Raw genomic sequence first — 17,589 nt, forward strand, 5'->3', positions numbered from 1 at the left:
GTCGAAACGTGCAGACGGGGGGTGAAAGCCCTTTATGCCCGCCCGCGCCCGGCGGCCGCCGCGATCCGAGTCGTCGTCGTCAGTTCCGGAGGCGCTCGATGCGCTTCTCGACGGGCGGGTGGGTCGCAAAGAGGGTTCGCAGGAGACCCTTGTCGCTGTCGAAGATACAGAGCGCGGCCGTGCTGTCGTCGATGCGGCTCTCGTCGACGCGCTCGCTGGCACCCTGGATCTTCTCCAGGGCGCGGGCGAGCGGTTCGCCGCTACCAACGTGTTCGCGCGCGTCGGCGTCCGCGACGTACTCCCGGTACCGGGAGATGGCGAGGACGAACACCATCACGAGCATCTGGGAGATCATGCCGGCGATCCAGCCGAGGATGAAGTCGGCGAAGTCGTTGTCGCCCGCGAGGATGACCCCCCACTGGACGGCGATGCCGACGAGGGCGGCGATGGACTGGCCGAGCACCATCGTCACCACGTCACGGTTGCGGATGTGTGCGAGTTCGTGCGCGATGACGCCCTCGAGCTCGTCACGGGAGAGTATCTGCATGAGTTCGACGCTCACGACGACGACGCCGGCACCGCGCCGGCCGGTCGCGAACGCGTTCGGCACGCCCATGCGGGCGTACTTGAGTTTCGGTTTCTCGATGCCCATGTCGTCCGAGAGTCGCTCGACCATCCGGTGAATCTCGGCGTACTCCTGCTCTGGCATGTCCTCAGCGCCGACGCTCCGGAGCGCCGCCCACTTGCCGAACTTGTACTGGAAGCCGACGAACAGGATAGTCCCGAGGGCCACGAACGGCCAGACACCCGTCCCGAACATCGTCAGCGCGACCCCGGCGATGGCCGCGTAGAATCCGAACAGGATGGTTCCGACGAACAGCATCCTGAGCTTGAGCCCTGTGTGTCGCATGGGCGCCCCTTGCTCGTCAGGCCTTGTAAACTTCTCACCTCACTATCTTCCCTAGCGTGTGTCTCTCACCCATGGCACAGCCCTGTCGTTGCGGACACATCTGCGAGCGGCACAAACGTTATTGTATGCAAGAACAGTGTATGCAGTGATGACTGCCGCCACTCCAGTCCGGGCCCGAGGTCCCACGAAGAGTGGCACATTCCGTTTTACATTTGGGAAAAAATTCGCGCAGTAGAGTGCTCGAAGCGGGCGTGGCGACCCCGTTCCGGGTGCGTTCGGCTGACCTGAACTGCGCGACAGACGAATTCCCACGATACACACTACACACCACATGACAGACATCGATTTCAGCGGCGTCTATCCCGCCATCACCACACCGTTCCACGAGGACGGAAGCATCGACTTCGAGACCCTCCGAGAGAACGTCTCTCGCCTCGAAACGGCCGGCGTCGACGGTATCGTCCCGGTCGGCTCCACCGGCGAATCGGCCACGCTCAGCCACGACGAACACATCGAGGTCGTCGAGGCCGTCGCCGACGAGGCAGAGGAGATTCCGGTCATCGCTGGCTCGGGGTCGAACAACACCGCCGAGGCGCTGTCGCTCTCGCAGCGGTCGGTCGAGGCAGGCGCGGACGCCCTGTTGCTCATCTCGCCGTACTACAACAAGCCCGAACAGCGCGGCTTCGTCGAGCACTACGAGGCCATCGCGGACGCGGTGGACGCGCCACAGATCGTCTACAACGTCCCCTCGCGAACCGGCCAGAACATCGAGGCCGACACCGCGATCGAACTCGCGAGCCACGAGAACATCGCGGGCTTCAAGGCCGCCTCGGGCGACCTCGGGCAGATAACGGAGATTACGGAGCGCACCCGCGACGAGGACTTCGCGGTCCTCTCGGGGGACGACGCGCTCACGCTCCCGATGATCTCCGTGGGGGCGACCGGCACCATCTCGGTGTCCGCGAACATCGAACCCGAGCGCACCTGCGCGATGGTCGGGGCGGCGCTCGCCGGCGACTACGAACGCGCACAGGCGCTCCACCACGAACTCGGGCCGCTGTTCCGCGCCCTGTTCTGGGAGACGAACCCGATTCCGGTCAAGGAGGCGATGCGCATCCGGGGCTACAGCGAGGCACACATGCGCTCGCCCCTGACCCGGCTCTCGGATGAGTACGTCGAGCCACTCGCCGAGATTCTCGAGGAACTCGACTCGGACATGGTGCGCGAGGAACCCCAGGAGGTAGAGCACTGATGGTCCGTCTCGGTGTCACCGGTGCGACCGGCGCGATGGGACAGGAGGTACTCGAAGCGGTCGCGGAGCGGACCGAGTTCGCCACCGTCGTCGGCTTCACCGCCTCCGGCGTCGACGACACGGTCGCCGGCGTCGAGGTCGTCTCCGACGACGACATCGAGGCCGTCCTCGCAGACCGCGAGATCGACGTGGTCGTGGACTTCACCGTCCCCGACGCCACCGTCGACTACGCTGCGGCCTGTGCCGAATCGGGCACCGCACTGGTCACCGGGACGACCGGCCTCTCGGCCGAGCAGGAGGCGGCACTCGACGACGCGAGCGAGTCCGTCCCCGTCCTGCACGCCGCGAACTTCTCGAAGGGAATCGCGGTACTCCGGAGCCTCGTCCGTGAGGCTGCTGGGGCGCTCGACGACTACGACATCGAACTCGTCGAGGCGCATCACAACCGGAAGCGCGACGCCCCATCGGGCACCGCGAACACGCTGCTGGACGACGTCGAGTCCGTCCGCGGCGAGGAAGAGCGCGTCCACGGCCGCGAGGGTGAGGCCCCGCGGTCCGAGGGCGAAGTCGGCGTCCACGCGCTGCGAGCCGGGAACGTCACCGGCATGCACGAGGTGTGGCTCGCCGGCGGGCACGAGGAACTGCGACTCAGTCACCGCGCCGAGTCCCGCGGCGTCTTCGCCGAGGGGGCACTCGACGCGGCCCAGTGGCTGGCCGGCCGCGACGCCGGCTGGTACGATTTTGCAGACGTTCTGGAGGGAGACGACGAATGAGCTTGCAATCCGACATCGACGACCTGTGGCAGCGACATCAGACAGACGAACTCGACGCCGACGACCCCGAGGCGCACGACGTGCTGGCCGAACTGCTCGCCGCGCTCGAAGCGGGCGAGGTCCGGGCCGCCGAGAAGCGCGGCGGCGAGTGGGAGGCGAACGCGTGGGTCAAGCAGGGCGTCCTGCTCAGCTTCGTGCTCAACGACATCCAGCAGTACGAACACGGCGGCGTGGTCTACAACGACGTTCTGCCCCTGCAGGACACCTCGGACCTCGGCGAGCGCGGTAGCCGCAACACGCCCGACGGGACCGTCGTCCGCGCCGGGGCCCACATCGGCTCGGACTGCATCATGATGAGCCCGAGTTTCGTGAACATCGGGGCCTACGTCGGCGACGGCACGCTGGTCGACTCGTGTGACACGGTCGGCTCCTGTGCCCAGATCGGTGAGAACGTCAAGCTCGGCGCGAACACGCTCATCGGCGGCGTCCTCGAACCGGTCGAGGGCGCGCCCGTGGTCGTCGAAGACGGCGTCTCGCTCGGCGCGGGTTGCCGGGTGACCTCGGGCTTCGTCGTGGGCGAGAACTCGGTCGTGGGCGAGAACACCCTGCTCACGCCGCGCATCCCCGTCTACGACCTCGTGGACGAGGAGGTGTACTACGGCGAGCTGCCGCCGGAGCGCCGGGCGTTCCAGCGCTTCGTCGAGTCCTCGCTGGGCGACCACGACCTCATCCCGGGCGGCGCGTACAAGCCCGCGGTCGTGGCGACCGGCCTCGAGGCCGAAACCCTGGAAGCGACCCAGCGCGAGGAGGTGCTGCGCGAATGAGCGGCGAGGTCGCGCGGGCCGACGACGTGGCGGCCCAGGATGGCGGTGCCAGTATCCGCAGGCTCGCGGACTGGGACGCCGCCGGTCTGCGCGACTTCGCCGCCGAGTACGGCAGCCCACTCTACGTCCTCGACCTCGACCGGGTGCGCGAGAACTACCGCCGGCTCGACGCGGCGTTCCCCCAATCCGACGTGTTCTACGCCGCGAAGGCGAACACGCTGGGCCGGTGTCTCGCAACCCTGCACGACGAGGGCGCGGGCATCGAGTGTGCCAGCGCCGGCGAGGTCGCACGGGCACTCGACGCGGGCGTCCCGGGTGACCGCATCCAGTACACCGCGGTCAACCCGCCCGCCGAGGACCTGATGACGGTCGTGGGGCTCTGGCAGGACTACCCCGACCTGACGGTCACGGTGGGCGCGGCCGACACCCTCGACCGCCTCGAAGCGCGAGGGTACGACGGCCGGCTCTGCCTGCGGGTGAACCCGGGCGTCGGCGCGGGCCACCACGAGAAGGTCCAGACCGGCGCGGACGCCAAGTTCGGCGTCCCCTACGACGAGGCGACCGACCTGCTCGCCGAGGCCGCCGACCGCGGCTTCGACGTGGTCGGCATCCACGCCCACGCCGGGTCCGGCATCTCGGGCGAGGAGGACCTCGCGAGTCACCGCGAGCTGGTGGCCAGAATGGGCGACCTCGCGCGTGACGCGCCGGTCGACCTCGAGTTCGTGGACGTGGGCGGCGGCTTCGGCGTCCCGTACCACGAGGACGAGGAGCCTCTCGACCTCGACGCGGTGGCCGAAGCCACCCGTGAGGCCGTCGGCGACATCGACGCGACGCTCCAGGTCGAACCGGGGCGCTACCTCGTCGCCGACGCGGGTGTCCTGCTGACGACGATAAACACGGTCAAGGAGGCGCCCGACACCACCGTGGTCGGCCTCGACGCGGGCATGACGACGCTGCTTCGCCCGGCGATGTACGACGCCTACCACGCCATGCGGAACCTGAACGCGGAAGACCGCGATGGAGACCTCGTCGACCAGACGGTCGTCGGCCCCATCTGCGAGAGTTCGGACGCGTTCTGCCAGAATCGACCGCTCCCTGCACCGGAGCGAGACGACATCCTCGCCATCGGCAACGCCGGCGCGTACGGCTACGAGATGGCGAGCCACTACAACTCCCGCCCGCGACCAGCCACCATCACGATCGCGGACGGGGCGGCGTCGCTCGCACGGCGTCGTGAAACCATCGCGGACATCACGCGACAGGAGGTATCAGAATGAGCATCTCACAGCGAAACATCGAGTATCGAAAGTACAACGGCACCGGCAACGACTTCATCGTAGTAGACGCGGACGAGTACGTCCCCGACCGCTTCGCCTTCGCGACGCGGAACTGCGACCGCGAGGATGGCGTCGCCGGAACCGACGAGACCAGCGTGCAGCGCAACGACATGGGAACGACCGGCGCGGACGGCGTCCTCTTCTTGCATCTGGAAGCCAAGTACCGCCCACCACGCGTCGTCATGACGCTCGTCCAGCCCGACGGCTCCACCGCGGAGATGTGCGGGAACGGCGCGCGTGTCGCCGCCGAGTGGGCGATGGAGCAGACCGGTGCTCCCGAGGTCATGATCGACACGCAGGCGGGTACCCGCCACGCCCGACAGGTCGGCGACGACATCGCCATCGAGATGGGCGAGCCGTCGTTCCGGCCCGAGGTCGTCCCACTCGCACAGGACGAGCCGCTCGTCGAGGAGCAACTCGCCGGCTACGAGGTCACCGGCATCAACACGGGGGTCCCCCACGCCGTCGTCTTTGTCGAGGACGTGGACGCCATCGACCTCGATGCAGACGCCCCGGACATCCGCCACCACGACGTGTTCCCGGAGGGCGCGAACGTCACGTTCGCCTCCGAGCGCGCCGACGGCGGCTACGACCAGCGCACCTTCGAGCGCGGCGTCGAGGGCGAGACCCGCTCCTGTGGCACGGGGGCGGTCGCCATCGCGGCGGTCGGCAAGTACCTGGGCAAGCTCGAGGCCGAGGAGGTCGTCGTCTCGCCGCCCGGTGGCGACCTCACCGTCGAGGTGCCGGACGACGGCCCCGCGGTACTCCGCGGCCCGGTAGTACACGAGTTCGACGGTGAAGCGTCCATCACGCCGCCCTCTGCCGACTGATGGTCGGCGAGTTCGACCCGGTCGGATTCCTCGACGCAGCGGTCCAGATACAGTCGCACGAGGACGTGTCCGAGATGCGCACGTTCCTCGTGGACACACTGGCCGACCACGGCGTCGAGGCCCACGTCGACGACGCGGGCAACACGATTGCGACACGGGGCAGTGGCAGCCCCCACGTCGTTTTGAATACACACATCGACACTGTCCCGCCACACGTCCCCTACGAACGGGACGACGAGGCGGGCGTCATCCGCGGCCGCGGCTCCTGCGACGCGAAGGGGCCACTCGCCGCGCTGCTGGCCGGTTTTCTGGCTGCTGACGTGGATTCCGACAATGGTGCCGGGAGAGTTACACTCGCCATTTCACCCGACGAGGAGACGCTCTCGACGGGTGCAGCCGCCATGGAGTTCGACGACCCGGACTGTTTCATCGTCGGCGAACCGACCGACCTGGACGTCTGTACCGCCGCGAAGGGCCGGTTCCAGGGGACAATCACCCTCACCGGGGAGAACGCCCACGCCGCCGAGCCCGAATCCGGAATCAACGCCATCAGTGCGGTGCGGGAGGTCATCGACGCCATCGAGACGTTCGGTGACCGGCCCGATGCGCCGCCGGTCCATCCACAACTCGGCGGGGCAACGCTCACGCCGACGATGGTCGACGGCGGCACCGCGACCAACCAGGTTCCAGCCGAGACGAGCATCGTTGTGGATCGCCGGAGCGTCCCGCCGGAGTCGGCAGATGGGTTCCACGCGGCGCTCTCTGAACACCTGCGCGAGTCCGTCCCAGCCGCGGTCGGGGTCGAGTTCGCGCTCACAGAACGGGATACACCCTTCCTCGAGGCGTGGGACACCGACGAGGGTAGTGCGGTAGTGCAGGCGCTGACCGCGGCAGCCGACGCCAAGACGCGGCACTTCACCGCCGCGACCGAGGCCTCCTACTTCGCGAAGCTGGCCCCGACCGTGGTGTTCGGGCCTGGTGTGCTCGCGGACGAGGACGGCGCTGTCGCACACTCTCCCCAGGAGTACGTCCGCATCGCCGAGGTCGAGCAGGCGGCCGACGCGGTGACCGAGGCCATCGCGACCCTGCTTTCCTGACCTGCAGAACTGTCCCGTCTCTCTCAGCGACGCTCGGTTCGACGAGCCCGGAGCGCCGCGGCCGCTGTGGCCCCGAGGACGCCGGCCAGGAGGCCGAAGCCGGGAATCGGCCCATCGTCGGAGACGGTTCCCACCGTCGCGGTGGTCGTGCGCCTGGTAGTGCCCGGCTGGGTGGTTGTGCCCGGCCGGGTGGTCGTGGCCGAGGTCGTCGCGGCCGTGGTCGTGGTCTCCTTCTGCCGGGCGGCCGTGGTCGTGGTCGTGCGGGTTGTCGTCTGTGTCGTCGTCAACTCGTCGGGGTCGACGAACTCGACGACGGGGGTATCCGGGGTAGTCTCCCGCGACAAGTCGTCGGAGAGGCCGTAGCCGAACTGGAAGGCGAACCGCTCACCACCGTATATCTCCACGGGTTCGTTCACCTCGTGGTAGACGAAGTTCAGGTCGCCGGTGTCCACGACCGCGTACACGGTCGTCTTGTCCTGGTACGCCGTCACGTTCGCAGGCCCGAGTATTGCGCGTATGGGGTTCCGCTGCGGGGTGGGGTTCGTCTGGACGATACGGAACTCGGCGTCCCCGTCGAGGGCCGCGAAGAACCGGGTGGTCGCCGACCCGTTCGATTCGTTCATCGTCTCGGTCAGTCGGTCGGACGAGATGGTGACGACGAGCGTGTCCCCGGCGACGATTCTGTCTGCGGGTTCGAACGTCCCGTTCCCGATGGACCGCTGGATGGGCCCGACATCCTCGACCGATTCGTTTGTAGCCCGGTACACCGAGACGTGTTCGTCGGTCTCGCCTGCGGCGGCGGGGGCAACACCGAGCCAGACGAGTGCTGGTCCGAGTACCAGCAGGACTCCGAGGACCAGCCAGGTGCTGCCACGGCGGTTGCTCGTACTGGAATCGAACATCTGTTGAATATCTTTGACGAAGTGTGTTAACCGTTGGTGAGGGTACAATCGGCGTTTCAGCCTGGGGATTCGATATCCCTCGCGGGTCGAGTTCGGGGGCCTCCTGTCGCGTTACCGACCACTCACTCTCGCAACTGTCTGGCTACGGGCACGAGTAGACACACGAACCCTGCCACCGCCGAGAGCGCCGCGCCCATCCCGAACGTCGTCCCGAAATCGACGTAGACGCGCCGCCGGAAGACCTGCCAGGTGTTGGCCCGGTCGTCGTAGACAGCCAGCTTCCCGCGGCCGGGGCCCGGCGCGGCCTCAGGACTCTCGTAGACCAGTCGCTCGCCCGCGACGGCGCGGTCGAGGGCCGCCCGGTCGGCCGCGGTGAGGTCGGTCCGGTCGATGCTCCAGCGGGCCTCGGGGGCCTCGACCGGCCCCTCGTACACCAGCGCGACGCGAATCGCGCCGATGGTGAGGACGGCGGCGAGCGTCAGCAGGAGGACGCCGACGAAGAAGAGGGCGAAGCGACGGCTCGACGTGCTGGCGATGCCGCGTCTGGAACCGGCTGCAGTCGGCCCGGAGTACACGCTAGAGAGAGGGTCCCGACGGCTATCCGGTTCCCGCCTCGCCTCAGTCGAGGAAGGTGTCGACGACCTCGGCCTCGGCGGTCTGGCTGTCGTCGTAGAACTCCGAGTAGCCGCAGTGCTCGCAGGTGACGACGTGGAACTGCCTGGTCTTGATGTCGAACAGGCGCGCGAGTCCGGAGCCGGTCGTCGACACCACGTCGGTCGTCACCGAGTCGCGGTCGCACTTCGGACACCCCTGTGGGGCGGGCTGGTCGCGAACGTCGTCGCCTGGGCAATCGGTTGGGGAGGAGGTAGGGGACTGCTGCGGGCGGGGCATGGCCGCGACTTCTCCTGTCAGTGGTAAGTGTTTGTTGGTGGAACTGATTCTGATTGTCGGTAATGGCCCACAGATACCCGAAAACGCACGTCAGGCGCCTCAAAAATATATGAACGATATATTTATGAGTTCATTCCTCGTAGTCCTGAGTAATGAGCGCGATCTCGGTGTCCGGTCTGACGAAGGATTACGGCGAGGTGCTCGCCAACGACGACGTGTCGTTCAGCGTCGCAGAGGGCGAGGTCTTCGGGTACCTCGGTCCGAACGGGGCCGGCAAGACGACGACCATCCGGACCCTGATGGGGTTCCTCGAACCGACGGCGGGCACCGCGAGCCTGCTCGGGCACGACATCCGCGACGAAGCGGCCCTCATCCAGGCGAAACAGCGCATCGGCTACCTGCCGGCGAACCCGAGCTTCGACGAGAACGCGACCGGTCGCGAGGTCCTCGACCTTCACGCGTCCATCAAGGGAGACACCCGTCGCGCGGAACTGCTGGAGCTGTTCGACCCGCCGCTCGACCGCAAGATCCGCGAGTACTCGACCGGGAACAAGCAGAAGCTCGGGCTCGTGCAGGCGTTCATGCACGACCCGGACCTCGTCATCATGGACGAGCCGACGGCCGGGCTGGACCCGCTGATGCAACAGCGCTTCAACGAGTTCATCCGCCAGGAGAAAGAGGCGGGGACGACCATCTTCCTCTCCTCACACGTCCTCAGCGAGGTCCGCCGGGTGTGCGACCGCATCGGCATCATCCGCGAGGGGAACATCGTCACGGTCGAGACGGTCTCCGACCTGCTCGACCGCAGCGGGAAGTTCGTCCGGCTCCGCGTCGCGAGCGACCTCGCGCCGGCGGACGTGACCCTCGACGGCGTCCACGACCTGTCGGTCCGACCGGTCGATGGCCTCGTCACCGAAGCCCCGATGGCCAACGGCGGCAGCGTTCCGGGGTCGGCGTCGGAGCTCACGTTCACCTACACGGGTGATTTCAACTCGCTCGTCGACTTCGTCGACGGCTACGACGTGCTCGAACTCGACGTCGAGGAGGCCCCGCTCGAACAGGTGTTCATGCGGTTCTACGGCGACGACGAGGTGGTCGCCTGATGTTCGAGCTCGCGCGCTACCACGGCAGGCGCCGGGTGAAGGGAGCCGGGCTCATGACGCTCGGGCTGGGGCTGATGACCGCCCTCTACATCTACATGTTCCCGACCATCACGGCCGCGGTCGACCTCGACGAGTACATGCAGGCGTTCCCGCCGGCACTCCGGGAAGCGTTCGGCACGGAGTCGCTCGGCACCATCGAGGGGTTCCTCGCTGCAGAGCTGTACGCCTTCGGCTGGGTCATCCTCCTCGGGCTGTACATGGCCTACGCCGCGGCGTCGCTCGTCGCGGACGACATCGAGCACGGGCGCATGGACATGACGCTCTCGCTGCCGGTCTCGCGCTCGCGGGTCCTGCTGGAGAAGTTCGGGTCGATGCTCGTCCCGGTGCTCGTCATCAACGCGGCGATGCCGGTCATCGTGTTCGCGGGCGTCGTCGCCATCGGCGAATCCATCTCCGTCGCCGACCTCGTGATGGTCCACCTGCTGTCGATTCCGTACCTGCTCACGGCGGCCGCCATCGGGCTGGTCACCTCGGTCGTCTTCGACCGGGCCGGCATCGCCCAGCGGGCCGCCATGGGTGTCGTGTTCGGCCTGTTCCTCATCGACTCGGTCACCGCTGGGACCGACTTCTCGTGGCTCGGGGCCATCGCACCCCAGCGCTACTACGACCCGGGTGCCGTCCTCGTCCACAGCGAGTGGGACCTCGGGGGCGCTGTCCTCCTGCTCGCCGCCAGCGCGGTGCTGGTCCTGGCGAGCCGCGAGTACTTCCGCCGGAAGGACATCGCATGAGCGGCGGGTTCAGCGAGACCGAGCGCGAGCGCATCCGCGAGCGCCTGGTCGAAGAGGGACGCGAGCTGTTCAGCCACTACGGGCTGAAGAAGACGACCATCGCGGACCTGACGGAGCCCGTCGGAATCGCCACCAGCACCTTCTACCAGTTCTTCGATTCGAAGGAGGAGCTGTACGTCGAGATTCTCGAACGCGAGGGCGAGGAGATGCTGCCTCGCATCATCGCAGCCTTCGAGGAACACGACGACCCGGAAGCGGCCATCGTGGGGTTCCTGACCGCACTGATGGACGAGATAGAGACGAACCCACTGGTGCGCCGGCTCGTGGTCGAACCACAGGAGATGCAGCTGCTGCGGGACTACCACACCGACGAGGAACTGCGCGAGGGCCGCGAGGAATCGCTCGCGTACTTCCTGCCCTACGTCGAGGCGTGGTACGAGGCGGGCGAGGTCCAGGGACCGAGCCCGAAGGTGGTCGCGAACGCCATCCGGTCGGTGTCGTTTCTCACGCTGCACCAGGACGACATCGGAGATGACCTCTACCCCGAGACGCGCGACCTCGTTATCCGGGCGGTCGCGAAGGGGCTTACTGGTTCTCACACAGCACGCTGACCGCGTCTGTGAGAGCCTCGGCTGCTCCGTCGCGCTGTTCGTCGGTCGCGTCGGCCTGTTCCATCACCGTCTCGAAGTTGAGCATCGCGTGGCAGAGCGCAAGCAACTCGTAGCACTCGCCGTGTGTTTCGTACTGCTCGACGACGTGGCCAGGTCCGACCTCGCGATAGCCGTCGAGGAACCCACGCCGGATGGTCGCCTCGTGGTTCGGCACGCCGGGGACGTACGCCCACGCCCCGCCCGCCATGCTGTGCGTGACGAACGCGAGGTCATAGGCCGGCGTCCCGGCGAACTGGAACTCCCAGTCGAGGAATCCGGTCACTTCACTCGTTTCGGGGTCGACGAGCAGGTTGTCGATGGAGTTGTCGATGCGACAGACGACCGGGTCGAACCGGCCGGAGAGCCGGTCGAGACGGCCGTCGAGCGCCGGTTCAACGCCCCCGACGAGGTTGTCGAAACGCGTCTCGGCCAGTCCCTCGACGATGGCCTCGACGGAGTCGCGCAGGCAGGATTTCCAGTCGTCGGTCGGATTGCGGACGACCAGCTGGTCAGGGTTGGAACTGGGCCGGTCGCCCGCGAGTGGGCGGTCGTACTCGACGCCGACGTAGCCGTACCCCGAAACCAGGTCGAGGTCGTGCAGGCTGGCGAGGTGGCGGCCGCACGAGCGCGCGAGCGTTTCGAGGTCCACGTCGGCGACGCGTGCCAGTTCGGTCCGCTGGTAGTCTTCCCCCGGGAGCGTCGACGCGAGGAAGAACGGTGCCGGGAGGTCGCCGTGCTCGTCCACGACCCCGAACACCTCGGGGACGGGCATCGTCGTGTTCGCCGCGACGATGGCGAGCATCCGGGCCTCCACGTCGCACATTGGGTCTTTCCCTGGTGGTGTCGCCTTGAGGACGCAGTCACGTGTGCCTGTCTCGGTCTCGACGGTGAGCAGGTAGACGATGTGGTGGCCGCCGGTCGCGGGCGTCGCGTCGGAAACTGTCCAGGTCGGTTCGATGTGCTGTACCATCCGGGTGAGCGTCTCGTCGGAGACGGTTCTGTCGTACTTCATGGGTGTCGTGTGTCGTGGGCGCTGGCTGCGTGTTCTGTCGGGCTGTTCGTCGCGGGTGTCTTGGCTGCTGTGTCGTGTGTCGAATCGGTGTGCATCGTGTCTGTGTGGATACCCGCTGGGCTGTCCGGGATAGATGCGAGAGAACACTGCTGGTCGCGTCGGTAGCGACGTGGCTACCGGGACGTGGCGACCGGCGGTGTCCGGCCTGCACGGTCCGCTGGCGTCGGGACTACGTCGGTACCAGCGCGTGGACCGTGGCGCGGCCGAAGGAGGGACCTCAGTTCATCGCTGTTAGCTCGAATGTCGGCCCAGAATACTAAAATTCTACTGGCGGTGTGTTACTCTCTTCCAATCTCGCTCGCCGTCTCTTCCCCCCGTGGAATGAGGGGAAGCGGCGGGTTGAACCCGCTATGTGTGGTACTAGCACGGTATGGGGGAAGTTGCCGACCGGTGGCACCTGCTCGTCGGGGCTGGTGTCGGCCTGTTGCCCGGGTTCGTGCTCGTCGCCGTCCTCGGCCCGCCGGGGCTGCTTGTCGGCGTGGGCTGTGGCGTGCTGTACTGCACCGGTTTCCGAACGACGACCGGGACACCGGTCGACCACGGCCTGACCGCCGCGGCGCTGTCCGTTCCGGCGTGGGCGATCGTCCAGCTGGTCGTCGGGCCGCTGGCTGCCGGTGCCCCGGTCGGGTGGACGCTCGCTGGTGTTGCGGCCGGCCTCCCGGCGCTCCCGGTGTGGATGCTCGCCGGGCTGGCGTTCGGGATTGCGGTCGTTCCGGCGAGCACACGCGTTCGGAGCGCTGTCGAAACGGGGAGCGAGGAACCAGTGCCGGAGTCGTCGGTTGCGGCGACGCGAATCGTCGTCCTGGGCGGTGGCTTTGCAGGTCTCACCGCCGCCCGCGAACTCGAATCCCGGTTCGGGCCGGACCCGACGGTCCAGTTGACGCTCGTGAGCGAGACGAACACGACCCTGTATACGCCATTGCTGGCCGAGGTCGCGGCCGGGAGCCTCGACCCGTCACACGTCGTCACGCCGCTCCGGACCACCCTGCGGCGGACCCGGGTCGTCCGCGGGGAAGCGACGGCGGTCGACACCGTCGCGAAGCGGGTGTTTCTCGGGTCACCCCGGACCGATACCGAACGCGTCCCGGACCGTGGCCGGGTCGCGCCCGACGGTGGGCTGGCAGGGAACGTCGTGGCCGCCGACATCGAGGGCGACGCCATCGACTACGACCACCTCGTCCTCGCGGTCGGGTCGGTCGCACAGACCGGGCTGGTGTCCGGCGTCGAGGAGCACGCCTTCGGGTTCAAGACGCTGGCAGACGCGGTGGCCCTGCGGAACCACGTCATCGACTGCTTCGAGCGCGCCGACCGCGAACCGGACCCCGAGACTCAGCGCGCACTCGTCACGTTCGTCGTGGCGGGGGCCGGCTTCGCCGGGGCCGAACTCGCGGGAACCCTGAACGACTTCGTCCGCGGCATGGCAGTCTACTACCCGAACGTTCCCGCGGACGCCATCGGCGTGACGGTCGTCCACTCCCACGGACACATCCTGCCCGAGTTGCCCGCGTCACTCGGCGAGTACGCGCTGGCGACGATGCGCGAGCGCGGGGTCGACTTCCGCCTCGGCCAGCGCGTGGACGAGGTCGCTGAGGGCGTCGTCTCGCTCTCGACCGGAGACCGGATCGAGACGGAGACGGTCGTCTGGACCATCGGGGTGCGTCCGAATCCGCTCGTACAGACCCTCGGCGTCCCGTTGACCGAGGGAAAGGCGGTGCCCACGACCGCGACGTTGCAGGTGCCCGACCACGCTGACCTGTGGGCCGCGGGCGACTGCGCCGCCGTGACCGACCCCGACTCCGGGCAGCGGTATCCGGCGACAGCCCAGCACGCGGTCCGGGCCGCGAGGGCACTCGCGCGGAACCTCCACGCGGTCGTGAGCGGCCACGAGCCGACGCCGTTCCGGTACCAGTCCCGGGGGTCCCTCTGCGTCGTCGGCCACCAGCAGGCGTGTGCGGAGCTGTGCCTTCGGGGGCGGTCACACCGGTTCGTCGGGCTGTTCGCCTGGGTCCTGTGGCGGACGGCGTACCTCGCGAAACTGCCCGACGCCGAGCGCCAGCTCCAGGTGCTCGTGAAGTGGACGACCGAACTCGTCTTCCCCCGTGACATCGCGCAGGTCGTGGCGGGGGAGGGGCGGTGCTGATGGCCGCTCCCGTCCCTCGGGCAGAGGCCACCGTCCCGTCGTCGCGTCCGACGCTGGCGGTCACATCGACCGCCTTCGCCGGGAGTCTTGCCGGACTGGCTGGCGGGCTCGTCGTCGTCGCCGTGGGAGACGTCGCATCACCGCTGTGGCTCCCCACAGGCATCGCGTTCGGTGCGGGCTTCGCGCTGGCCCTGGGTGGCCGGTCGTCGAACCCCGGGCGCGGGCTGATGTGGGGACTGGCGACGGCGGTTCTCGCCTGGGTCGTGGTACTTGGGTGTCTGGCCCTCGGCGGGTCGCTCGGGGTGTTGCCGACCCTCGGTACGGCGGGCATCCGGGACAGGCTCCCCTGGCTGGCCGGGGCCGTGCTCGGTCTCGGTGCGCCCGTCGGGCTTGCGGTGGGCGGCTGGCAGGCGCGTGCTCGTGCCGCAACCGATGGCCCAGGGCACGAGAGCGACGAGAGCGACGAGACCGCCGAACCGCGTATCGACAGGAACAGGGCACTCCTCGTCGGCGGCGTCGCCGGAATCGCCGGCGGGTGGGCGTTCAGCGTCTGGATGGTGCAGGTCGGGATGCTCCCGCTCGTCGCGTCGCTGGTCGGTCGCACCGGGGCAGGGACCGGCCTGCTGGTCCACTTCACCGTCGCGGCGACCATCGGGGCGACCTTCGGGTTCCTCTTCCAGCGCGACACCCGCGGGACCGGGTCCGCACTCGGCTGGGGAATGGCCTACGGGCTGTTCTGGTGGCTGCTCGGCGCGCTCACGCTCATGCCCCTGCTTCGGGGCTTCCCCGTCGACTGGTCCGCGACCGCGATGCAGGCCGGTGGTGGCACGCTCGTTGGCCACGTCGTGTACGGGCTCGTCGTCGGCGCGAGCTACGCGTTCGTCGACCGCGTCTGGGTCGTGCTGTTCTACGCTTCGGACCCGCTGAACCGGGCGGTCGAGGGGCCAGGTATCAAGGTCTTGCAGGCGACCGTCTGGGGGACACTCGGGAGCGTCACCGGCGGCCTCCTGTTCGGGATGGTGATGGTCGCCACCGGGGACATCGTGCTCGTCGCGTCGCTCGTCGGGTCGGACTCGCCCGTCGTCGGGTTCCTCGTGCACATGGGTATCAGTGCCTTCGTCGGGGCGACGTACGTCCAGCTGTTCCGGTACGAGTCACCGGACCTCGGGTCGGGTGCAGCCTGGGGACTCTCCTACGGGCTCGTCTGGTGGTTCATCGGGCCGCTGACGCTCATGCCGACGCTGCTCGGCCAGCCTCTCGCCTGGCATCCGGCCGGCATCGCCGCGGCGATTCCGTCGCTGGTCGGGCACCTGGTATACGGGGCAGCAACCGGGGTGAGTTTCTCCCTGCTGGAGCGTCGCCAGCGCGCCTGGGGCCGACTGGACCCGCGAATCGCGGCGCGACTGGCGAAGCGGACCCGGCCGGTCGGCACGCCTGCACCGGCGGTCTGGGCGTTCGTGCTGGCGATCGTCGCGTTCGCACTGCTGGGTGTGCTCGGGCTGGGATAGGCGCTCAGTCGAGTTCGTCCACGAGGTCCGAGCCGACGCCGACGTAGCCCTCCGGGGTCAGCGCCTTCAGCTCCTCGCGCACGTCCTCGCTGACGTCGAGGTCGTCGAACAGGTCGTAGAAGTCCTCGATGGTGACGCGCTTGCCGCGGGTGAGTTCCTTGACGCGCTCGTAGGCCGCGGTGTCGCCCTCGCGCCGGAGGATGGTCTGGACGGCCTCGCCGATGATTTCCGGTGTTTCCTGCAGGTCCTCGCGCATGACGTGCTCGTTCGGGACGACCTTCGCGAGTCCGTTCTGGGCCTTGGTGTAGCCGATGAGACAGTGGGCGAAGGCGGCGCCGATGTTCCGTTTCACTGTGGAATCGGAGAGGTCACGCTGGAGTCGCGAGGTCGTCACGTAGTCCGCGAGGAAGGTGAGGTCGGAGTTCGCCTTCGAGAGGTTTCCTTCGCTGTTCTCGAAGTCGATGGGGTTGACCTTGTGCGGCATCGTCGAGGAGCCGGTCTCGCCCTCGACGGCTTCCTGCCCGAGGTAGCGCTTCGAGACGTAGAGCCAGAAGTCGCGGTCCATGTCGAGCAGGACGTTGTTGACGCCGCGGGCCGCGTCGAAGACTTCGGCAAGGTCGTCGCAGGGGTTGACCTGCGTGGTGACCGGCGCGAAGTCGAGGCCGAGGTCGGTGACGAACTCCTGGGCGAAGGACCGCCAGTCCACGTCGGGGTAGGCGGCGACGTGGGCCGCGTAGGTGCCGGAGGCGCCGCCGAGCTTGCCTGCCAGCGACTCGACCGCGCCCTGGAGCCGGGCGCGCGTTCTGCCCAGTCGGGCCGCGTACACCGCGGCCTCTTTTCCCCAGGTCGTCGGCGTGGCGGGCTGGCCGTGGGTGTGTGCGAGCATCGGCAGGTCGCGGTGTTCCTGGGCCATCTCGGTGAGCTGGTCGACCAGGGAATCGAGTTCGGGGAACAGGACCTCCTCGACCGCTCCCGAGACGAGCAGGCGGTGTGCGAGGTTGTTCACGTCCTCGCTGGTGAGCCCGAAGTGGATCCACTGGGCGGCGTCGAGGTCCTCGGGCAGGTTCACCCGAACGAAGTACTCGACCGCCTTCACGTCGTGGTTCGTGGCGGTGAACTCGCCGTAGCCGTCGGTTTCGATGGTCTTGACGAGGTCGGCGTCCGCCTCGTCCCATTCCTCGTACAGCGAGCGCAGGTGGGCGCGCTGTGCCTCGTCGATTTCGAGCGGTGTCGCGTCGAGGTCGGCGAGCGCGACGAGGTACTCGACTTCGACCTGCACGCGAGCGCGCATGAGCGCGGACTCGCTGGCGTACGGCGCGAGCGGTCGGGTGCGACCGGCGTAACGGCCGTCGAGGGGCGAGACGGCGAAGAGCGGATTCGGCATGGACGACACTGCCCGGGCGGGTCGCAAAAGCCTGTCGGAACCATCCGCGTTCGTGCACAGGAAACTCGTTTCTTGGCGCTCGAATCGGGAAAGTATGCAGACTCGTGCATACTTTTGCGCTCGCAACC

17 protein-coding genes are annotated in these 17,589 nt (G+C 68.0%); 11 read left to right on the plus strand and 6 right to left on the minus strand.

Features of this window, described 5'->3' with window-relative positions:
* Positions 1-79: 79 nt before the first annotated feature.
* Positions 80-910: a M48 family metallopeptidase gene (locus N6C22_RS07780; protein ID WP_261650530.1), complete on the minus strand. Its 831-nt coding sequence runs from the start codon at positions 908-910 to the stop codon at positions 80-82.
* 331 nt (positions 911-1,241) lie between these two features.
* Here N6C22_RS07780 and dapA point away from each other — a divergent pair, with 331 nt between their 5' ends.
* Genes dapA through N6C22_RS07810 form a run of 6 tightly spaced genes read left to right on the plus strand, consistent with a single transcriptional unit; the run spans position 1,242 to position 7,023 of the window.
* On the plus strand, positions 1,242-2,162 hold the full coding sequence (dapA, locus tag N6C22_RS07785; protein WP_261650531.1) for a 4-hydroxy-tetrahydrodipicolinate synthase: 921 nt from the start codon (positions 1,242-1,244) through the stop codon (positions 2,160-2,162).
* On the plus strand, positions 2,159-2,935 hold the full coding sequence (gene dapB / locus N6C22_RS07790; protein WP_369684433.1) for a 4-hydroxy-tetrahydrodipicolinate reductase: 777 nt from the start codon (positions 2,159-2,161) through the stop codon (positions 2,933-2,935). Before dapA ends, dapB begins: the two co-directional genes overlap by 4 nt.
* Complete coding sequence (locus N6C22_RS07795) at positions 2,932-3,759, plus strand: 2,3,4,5-tetrahydropyridine-2,6-dicarboxylate N-succinyltransferase (RefSeq protein WP_261650533.1); 828 nt, start codon at positions 2,932-2,934, stop codon at positions 3,757-3,759. Before dapB ends, N6C22_RS07795 begins: the two co-directional genes overlap by 4 nt.
* Entirely contained in the window at positions 3,756-5,036 is a 1,281-nt protein-coding gene (lysA, locus tag N6C22_RS07800) for a diaminopimelate decarboxylase (protein WP_261650534.1), read from the plus strand. The genes N6C22_RS07795 and lysA overlap by 4 nt, the downstream gene beginning before the upstream one ends.
* Positions 5,033-5,926, plus strand: coding sequence for a diaminopimelate epimerase (gene dapF / locus N6C22_RS07805; RefSeq protein ID WP_261650535.1), 894 nt, complete (start codon positions 5,033-5,035; stop codon positions 5,924-5,926). Before lysA ends, dapF begins: the two co-directional genes overlap by 4 nt.
* Positions 5,926-7,023: a M20 family metallopeptidase gene (locus N6C22_RS07810; protein ID WP_261650536.1), complete on the plus strand. Its 1,098-nt coding sequence runs from the start codon at positions 5,926-5,928 to the stop codon at positions 7,021-7,023. The genes dapF and N6C22_RS07810 overlap by 1 nt, the downstream gene beginning before the upstream one ends.
* Before the next feature lie 23 nt (positions 7,024-7,046).
* Here N6C22_RS07810 and N6C22_RS07815 read toward each other — a convergent pair whose 3' ends face one another.
* The 3 genes from N6C22_RS07815 to N6C22_RS07825 form a co-directional block, all read right to left on the minus strand.
* The gene (locus N6C22_RS07815; RefSeq protein ID WP_261650537.1) at positions 7,047-7,925 is read right to left on the minus strand and encodes a hypothetical protein; all 879 of its coding nucleotides are present in this window, start codon (positions 7,923-7,925) and stop codon (positions 7,047-7,049) included.
* 122 nt (positions 7,926-8,047) lie between these two features.
* Positions 8,048-8,500 carry a hypothetical protein gene (locus tag N6C22_RS07820; protein ID WP_261650538.1) on the minus strand — a complete coding sequence of 151 codons (453 nt, stop codon included), beginning with the start codon at positions 8,498-8,500 and terminating at the stop codon, positions 8,048-8,050.
* Between the two features lie 43 nt (positions 8,501-8,543).
* A complete protein-coding gene (locus N6C22_RS07825; protein WP_261650539.1) occupies positions 8,544-8,816 on the minus strand; it encodes a zinc ribbon domain-containing protein in 273 nt (90 codons plus the stop codon).
* Between the two features lie 152 nt (positions 8,817-8,968).
* Between N6C22_RS07825 and N6C22_RS07830 the strand changes: the two genes are divergently transcribed.
* From N6C22_RS07830 to N6C22_RS07840, 3 genes are read left to right on the plus strand one after another with little or no spacing between them, the layout of a single operon-like run.
* On the plus strand, positions 8,969-9,919 hold the full coding sequence (locus N6C22_RS07830; protein ID WP_261650540.1) for an ABC transporter ATP-binding protein: 951 nt from the start codon (positions 8,969-8,971) through the stop codon (positions 9,917-9,919).
* Positions 9,919-10,707 carry an ABC transporter permease gene (locus tag N6C22_RS07835; protein WP_261650541.1) on the plus strand — a complete coding sequence of 263 codons (789 nt, stop codon included), beginning with the start codon at positions 9,919-9,921 and terminating at the stop codon, positions 10,705-10,707. The genes N6C22_RS07830 and N6C22_RS07835 overlap by 1 nt, the downstream gene beginning before the upstream one ends.
* Positions 10,704-11,318, plus strand: coding sequence for a TetR/AcrR family transcriptional regulator (locus tag N6C22_RS07840; RefSeq protein ID WP_261650542.1), 615 nt, complete (start codon positions 10,704-10,706; stop codon positions 11,316-11,318). The genes N6C22_RS07835 and N6C22_RS07840 overlap by 4 nt, the downstream gene beginning before the upstream one ends.
* Here the strand turns inward: N6C22_RS07840 and N6C22_RS07845 are convergent.
* On the minus strand, positions 11,293-12,369 hold the full coding sequence (locus N6C22_RS07845; protein WP_261650543.1) for a phosphotransferase family protein: 1,077 nt from the start codon (positions 12,367-12,369) through the stop codon (positions 11,293-11,295). The genes N6C22_RS07840 and N6C22_RS07845 overlap by 26 nt on opposite strands.
* A gap of 430 nt (positions 12,370-12,799) precedes the next feature.
* Here N6C22_RS07845 and N6C22_RS07850 point away from each other — a divergent pair, with 430 nt between their 5' ends.
* Together N6C22_RS07850 and N6C22_RS07855 are read left to right on the plus strand one after the other, a co-directional pair.
* Positions 12,800-14,569: an NAD(P)/FAD-dependent oxidoreductase gene (locus N6C22_RS07850; protein WP_261650544.1), complete on the plus strand. Its 1,770-nt coding sequence runs from the start codon at positions 12,800-12,802 to the stop codon at positions 14,567-14,569.
* Positions 14,569-16,077, plus strand: a complete 1,509-nt coding sequence (locus N6C22_RS07855; RefSeq protein WP_261650545.1) for a DUF1440 domain-containing protein — start codon at positions 14,569-14,571, stop codon at positions 16,075-16,077. Before N6C22_RS07850 ends, N6C22_RS07855 begins: the two co-directional genes overlap by 1 nt.
* Before the next feature lie 4 nt (positions 16,078-16,081).
* On the opposite strand, the gene purB is transcribed toward N6C22_RS07855, so the two are convergent.
* The gene (gene purB / locus N6C22_RS07860) at positions 16,082-17,461 is read right to left on the minus strand and encodes an adenylosuccinate lyase (protein ID WP_261650546.1); all 1,380 of its coding nucleotides are present in this window, start codon (positions 17,459-17,461) and stop codon (positions 16,082-16,084) included.
* Positions 17,462-17,589 lie beyond the last annotated feature (128 nt).

Origin of the sequence: Haloarchaeobius sp. HME9146, assembly GCF_025399835.1 — an archaeon.
Classification (GTDB): domain Archaea; phylum Halobacteriota; class Halobacteria; order Halobacteriales; family Natrialbaceae; genus Haloarchaeobius.

What these genes read in the sequence shown, in the direction of transcription:
- N6C22_RS07825 (WP_261650539.1), bottom strand. Translation starts at nt 8,816, where the DNA reads ATGCCCCGCCCGCAGCAGTCCCCTACCTCCTCCCCAACCGATTGCCCA.
- N6C22_RS07810 (WP_261650536.1), top strand. Translation starts at nt 5,926, where the DNA reads ATGGTCGGCGAGTTCGACCCGGTCGGATTCCTCGACGCAGCGGTCCAG.
- N6C22_RS07780 (WP_261650530.1), bottom strand. Translation starts at nt 910, where the DNA reads ATGCGACACACAGGGCTCAAGCTCAGGATGCTGTTCGTCGGAACCATC.
- N6C22_RS07795 (WP_261650533.1), top strand. Translation starts at nt 2,932, where the DNA reads ATGAGCTTGCAATCCGACATCGACGACCTGTGGCAGCGACATCAGACA.
- N6C22_RS07850 (WP_261650544.1), top strand. Translation starts at nt 12,800, where the DNA reads ATGGGGGAAGTTGCCGACCGGTGGCACCTGCTCGTCGGGGCTGGTGTC.
- lysA (WP_261650534.1), top strand. Translation starts at nt 3,756, where the DNA reads ATGAGCGGCGAGGTCGCGCGGGCCGACGACGTGGCGGCCCAGGATGGC.
- N6C22_RS07840 (WP_261650542.1), top strand. Translation starts at nt 10,704, where the DNA reads ATGAGCGGCGGGTTCAGCGAGACCGAGCGCGAGCGCATCCGCGAGCGC.
- N6C22_RS07845 (WP_261650543.1), bottom strand. Translation starts at nt 12,369, where the DNA reads ATGAAGTACGACAGAACCGTCTCCGACGAGACGCTCACCCGGATGGTA.
- purB (WP_261650546.1), bottom strand. Translation starts at nt 17,461, where the DNA reads ATGCCGAATCCGCTCTTCGCCGTCTCGCCCCTCGACGGCCGTTACGCC.
- dapA (WP_261650531.1), top strand. Translation starts at nt 1,242, where the DNA reads ATGACAGACATCGATTTCAGCGGCGTCTATCCCGCCATCACCACACCG.
- N6C22_RS07830 (WP_261650540.1), top strand. Translation starts at nt 8,969, where the DNA reads ATGAGCGCGATCTCGGTGTCCGGTCTGACGAAGGATTACGGCGAGGTG.
- N6C22_RS07855 (WP_261650545.1), top strand. Translation starts at nt 14,569, where the DNA reads ATGGCCGCTCCCGTCCCTCGGGCAGAGGCCACCGTCCCGTCGTCGCGT.
- dapF (WP_261650535.1), top strand. Translation starts at nt 5,033, where the DNA reads ATGAGCATCTCACAGCGAAACATCGAGTATCGAAAGTACAACGGCACC.
- N6C22_RS07815 (WP_261650537.1), bottom strand. Translation starts at nt 7,925, where the DNA reads ATGTTCGATTCCAGTACGAGCAACCGCCGTGGCAGCACCTGGCTGGTC.
- N6C22_RS07835 (WP_261650541.1), top strand. Translation starts at nt 9,919, where the DNA reads ATGTTCGAGCTCGCGCGCTACCACGGCAGGCGCCGGGTGAAGGGAGCC.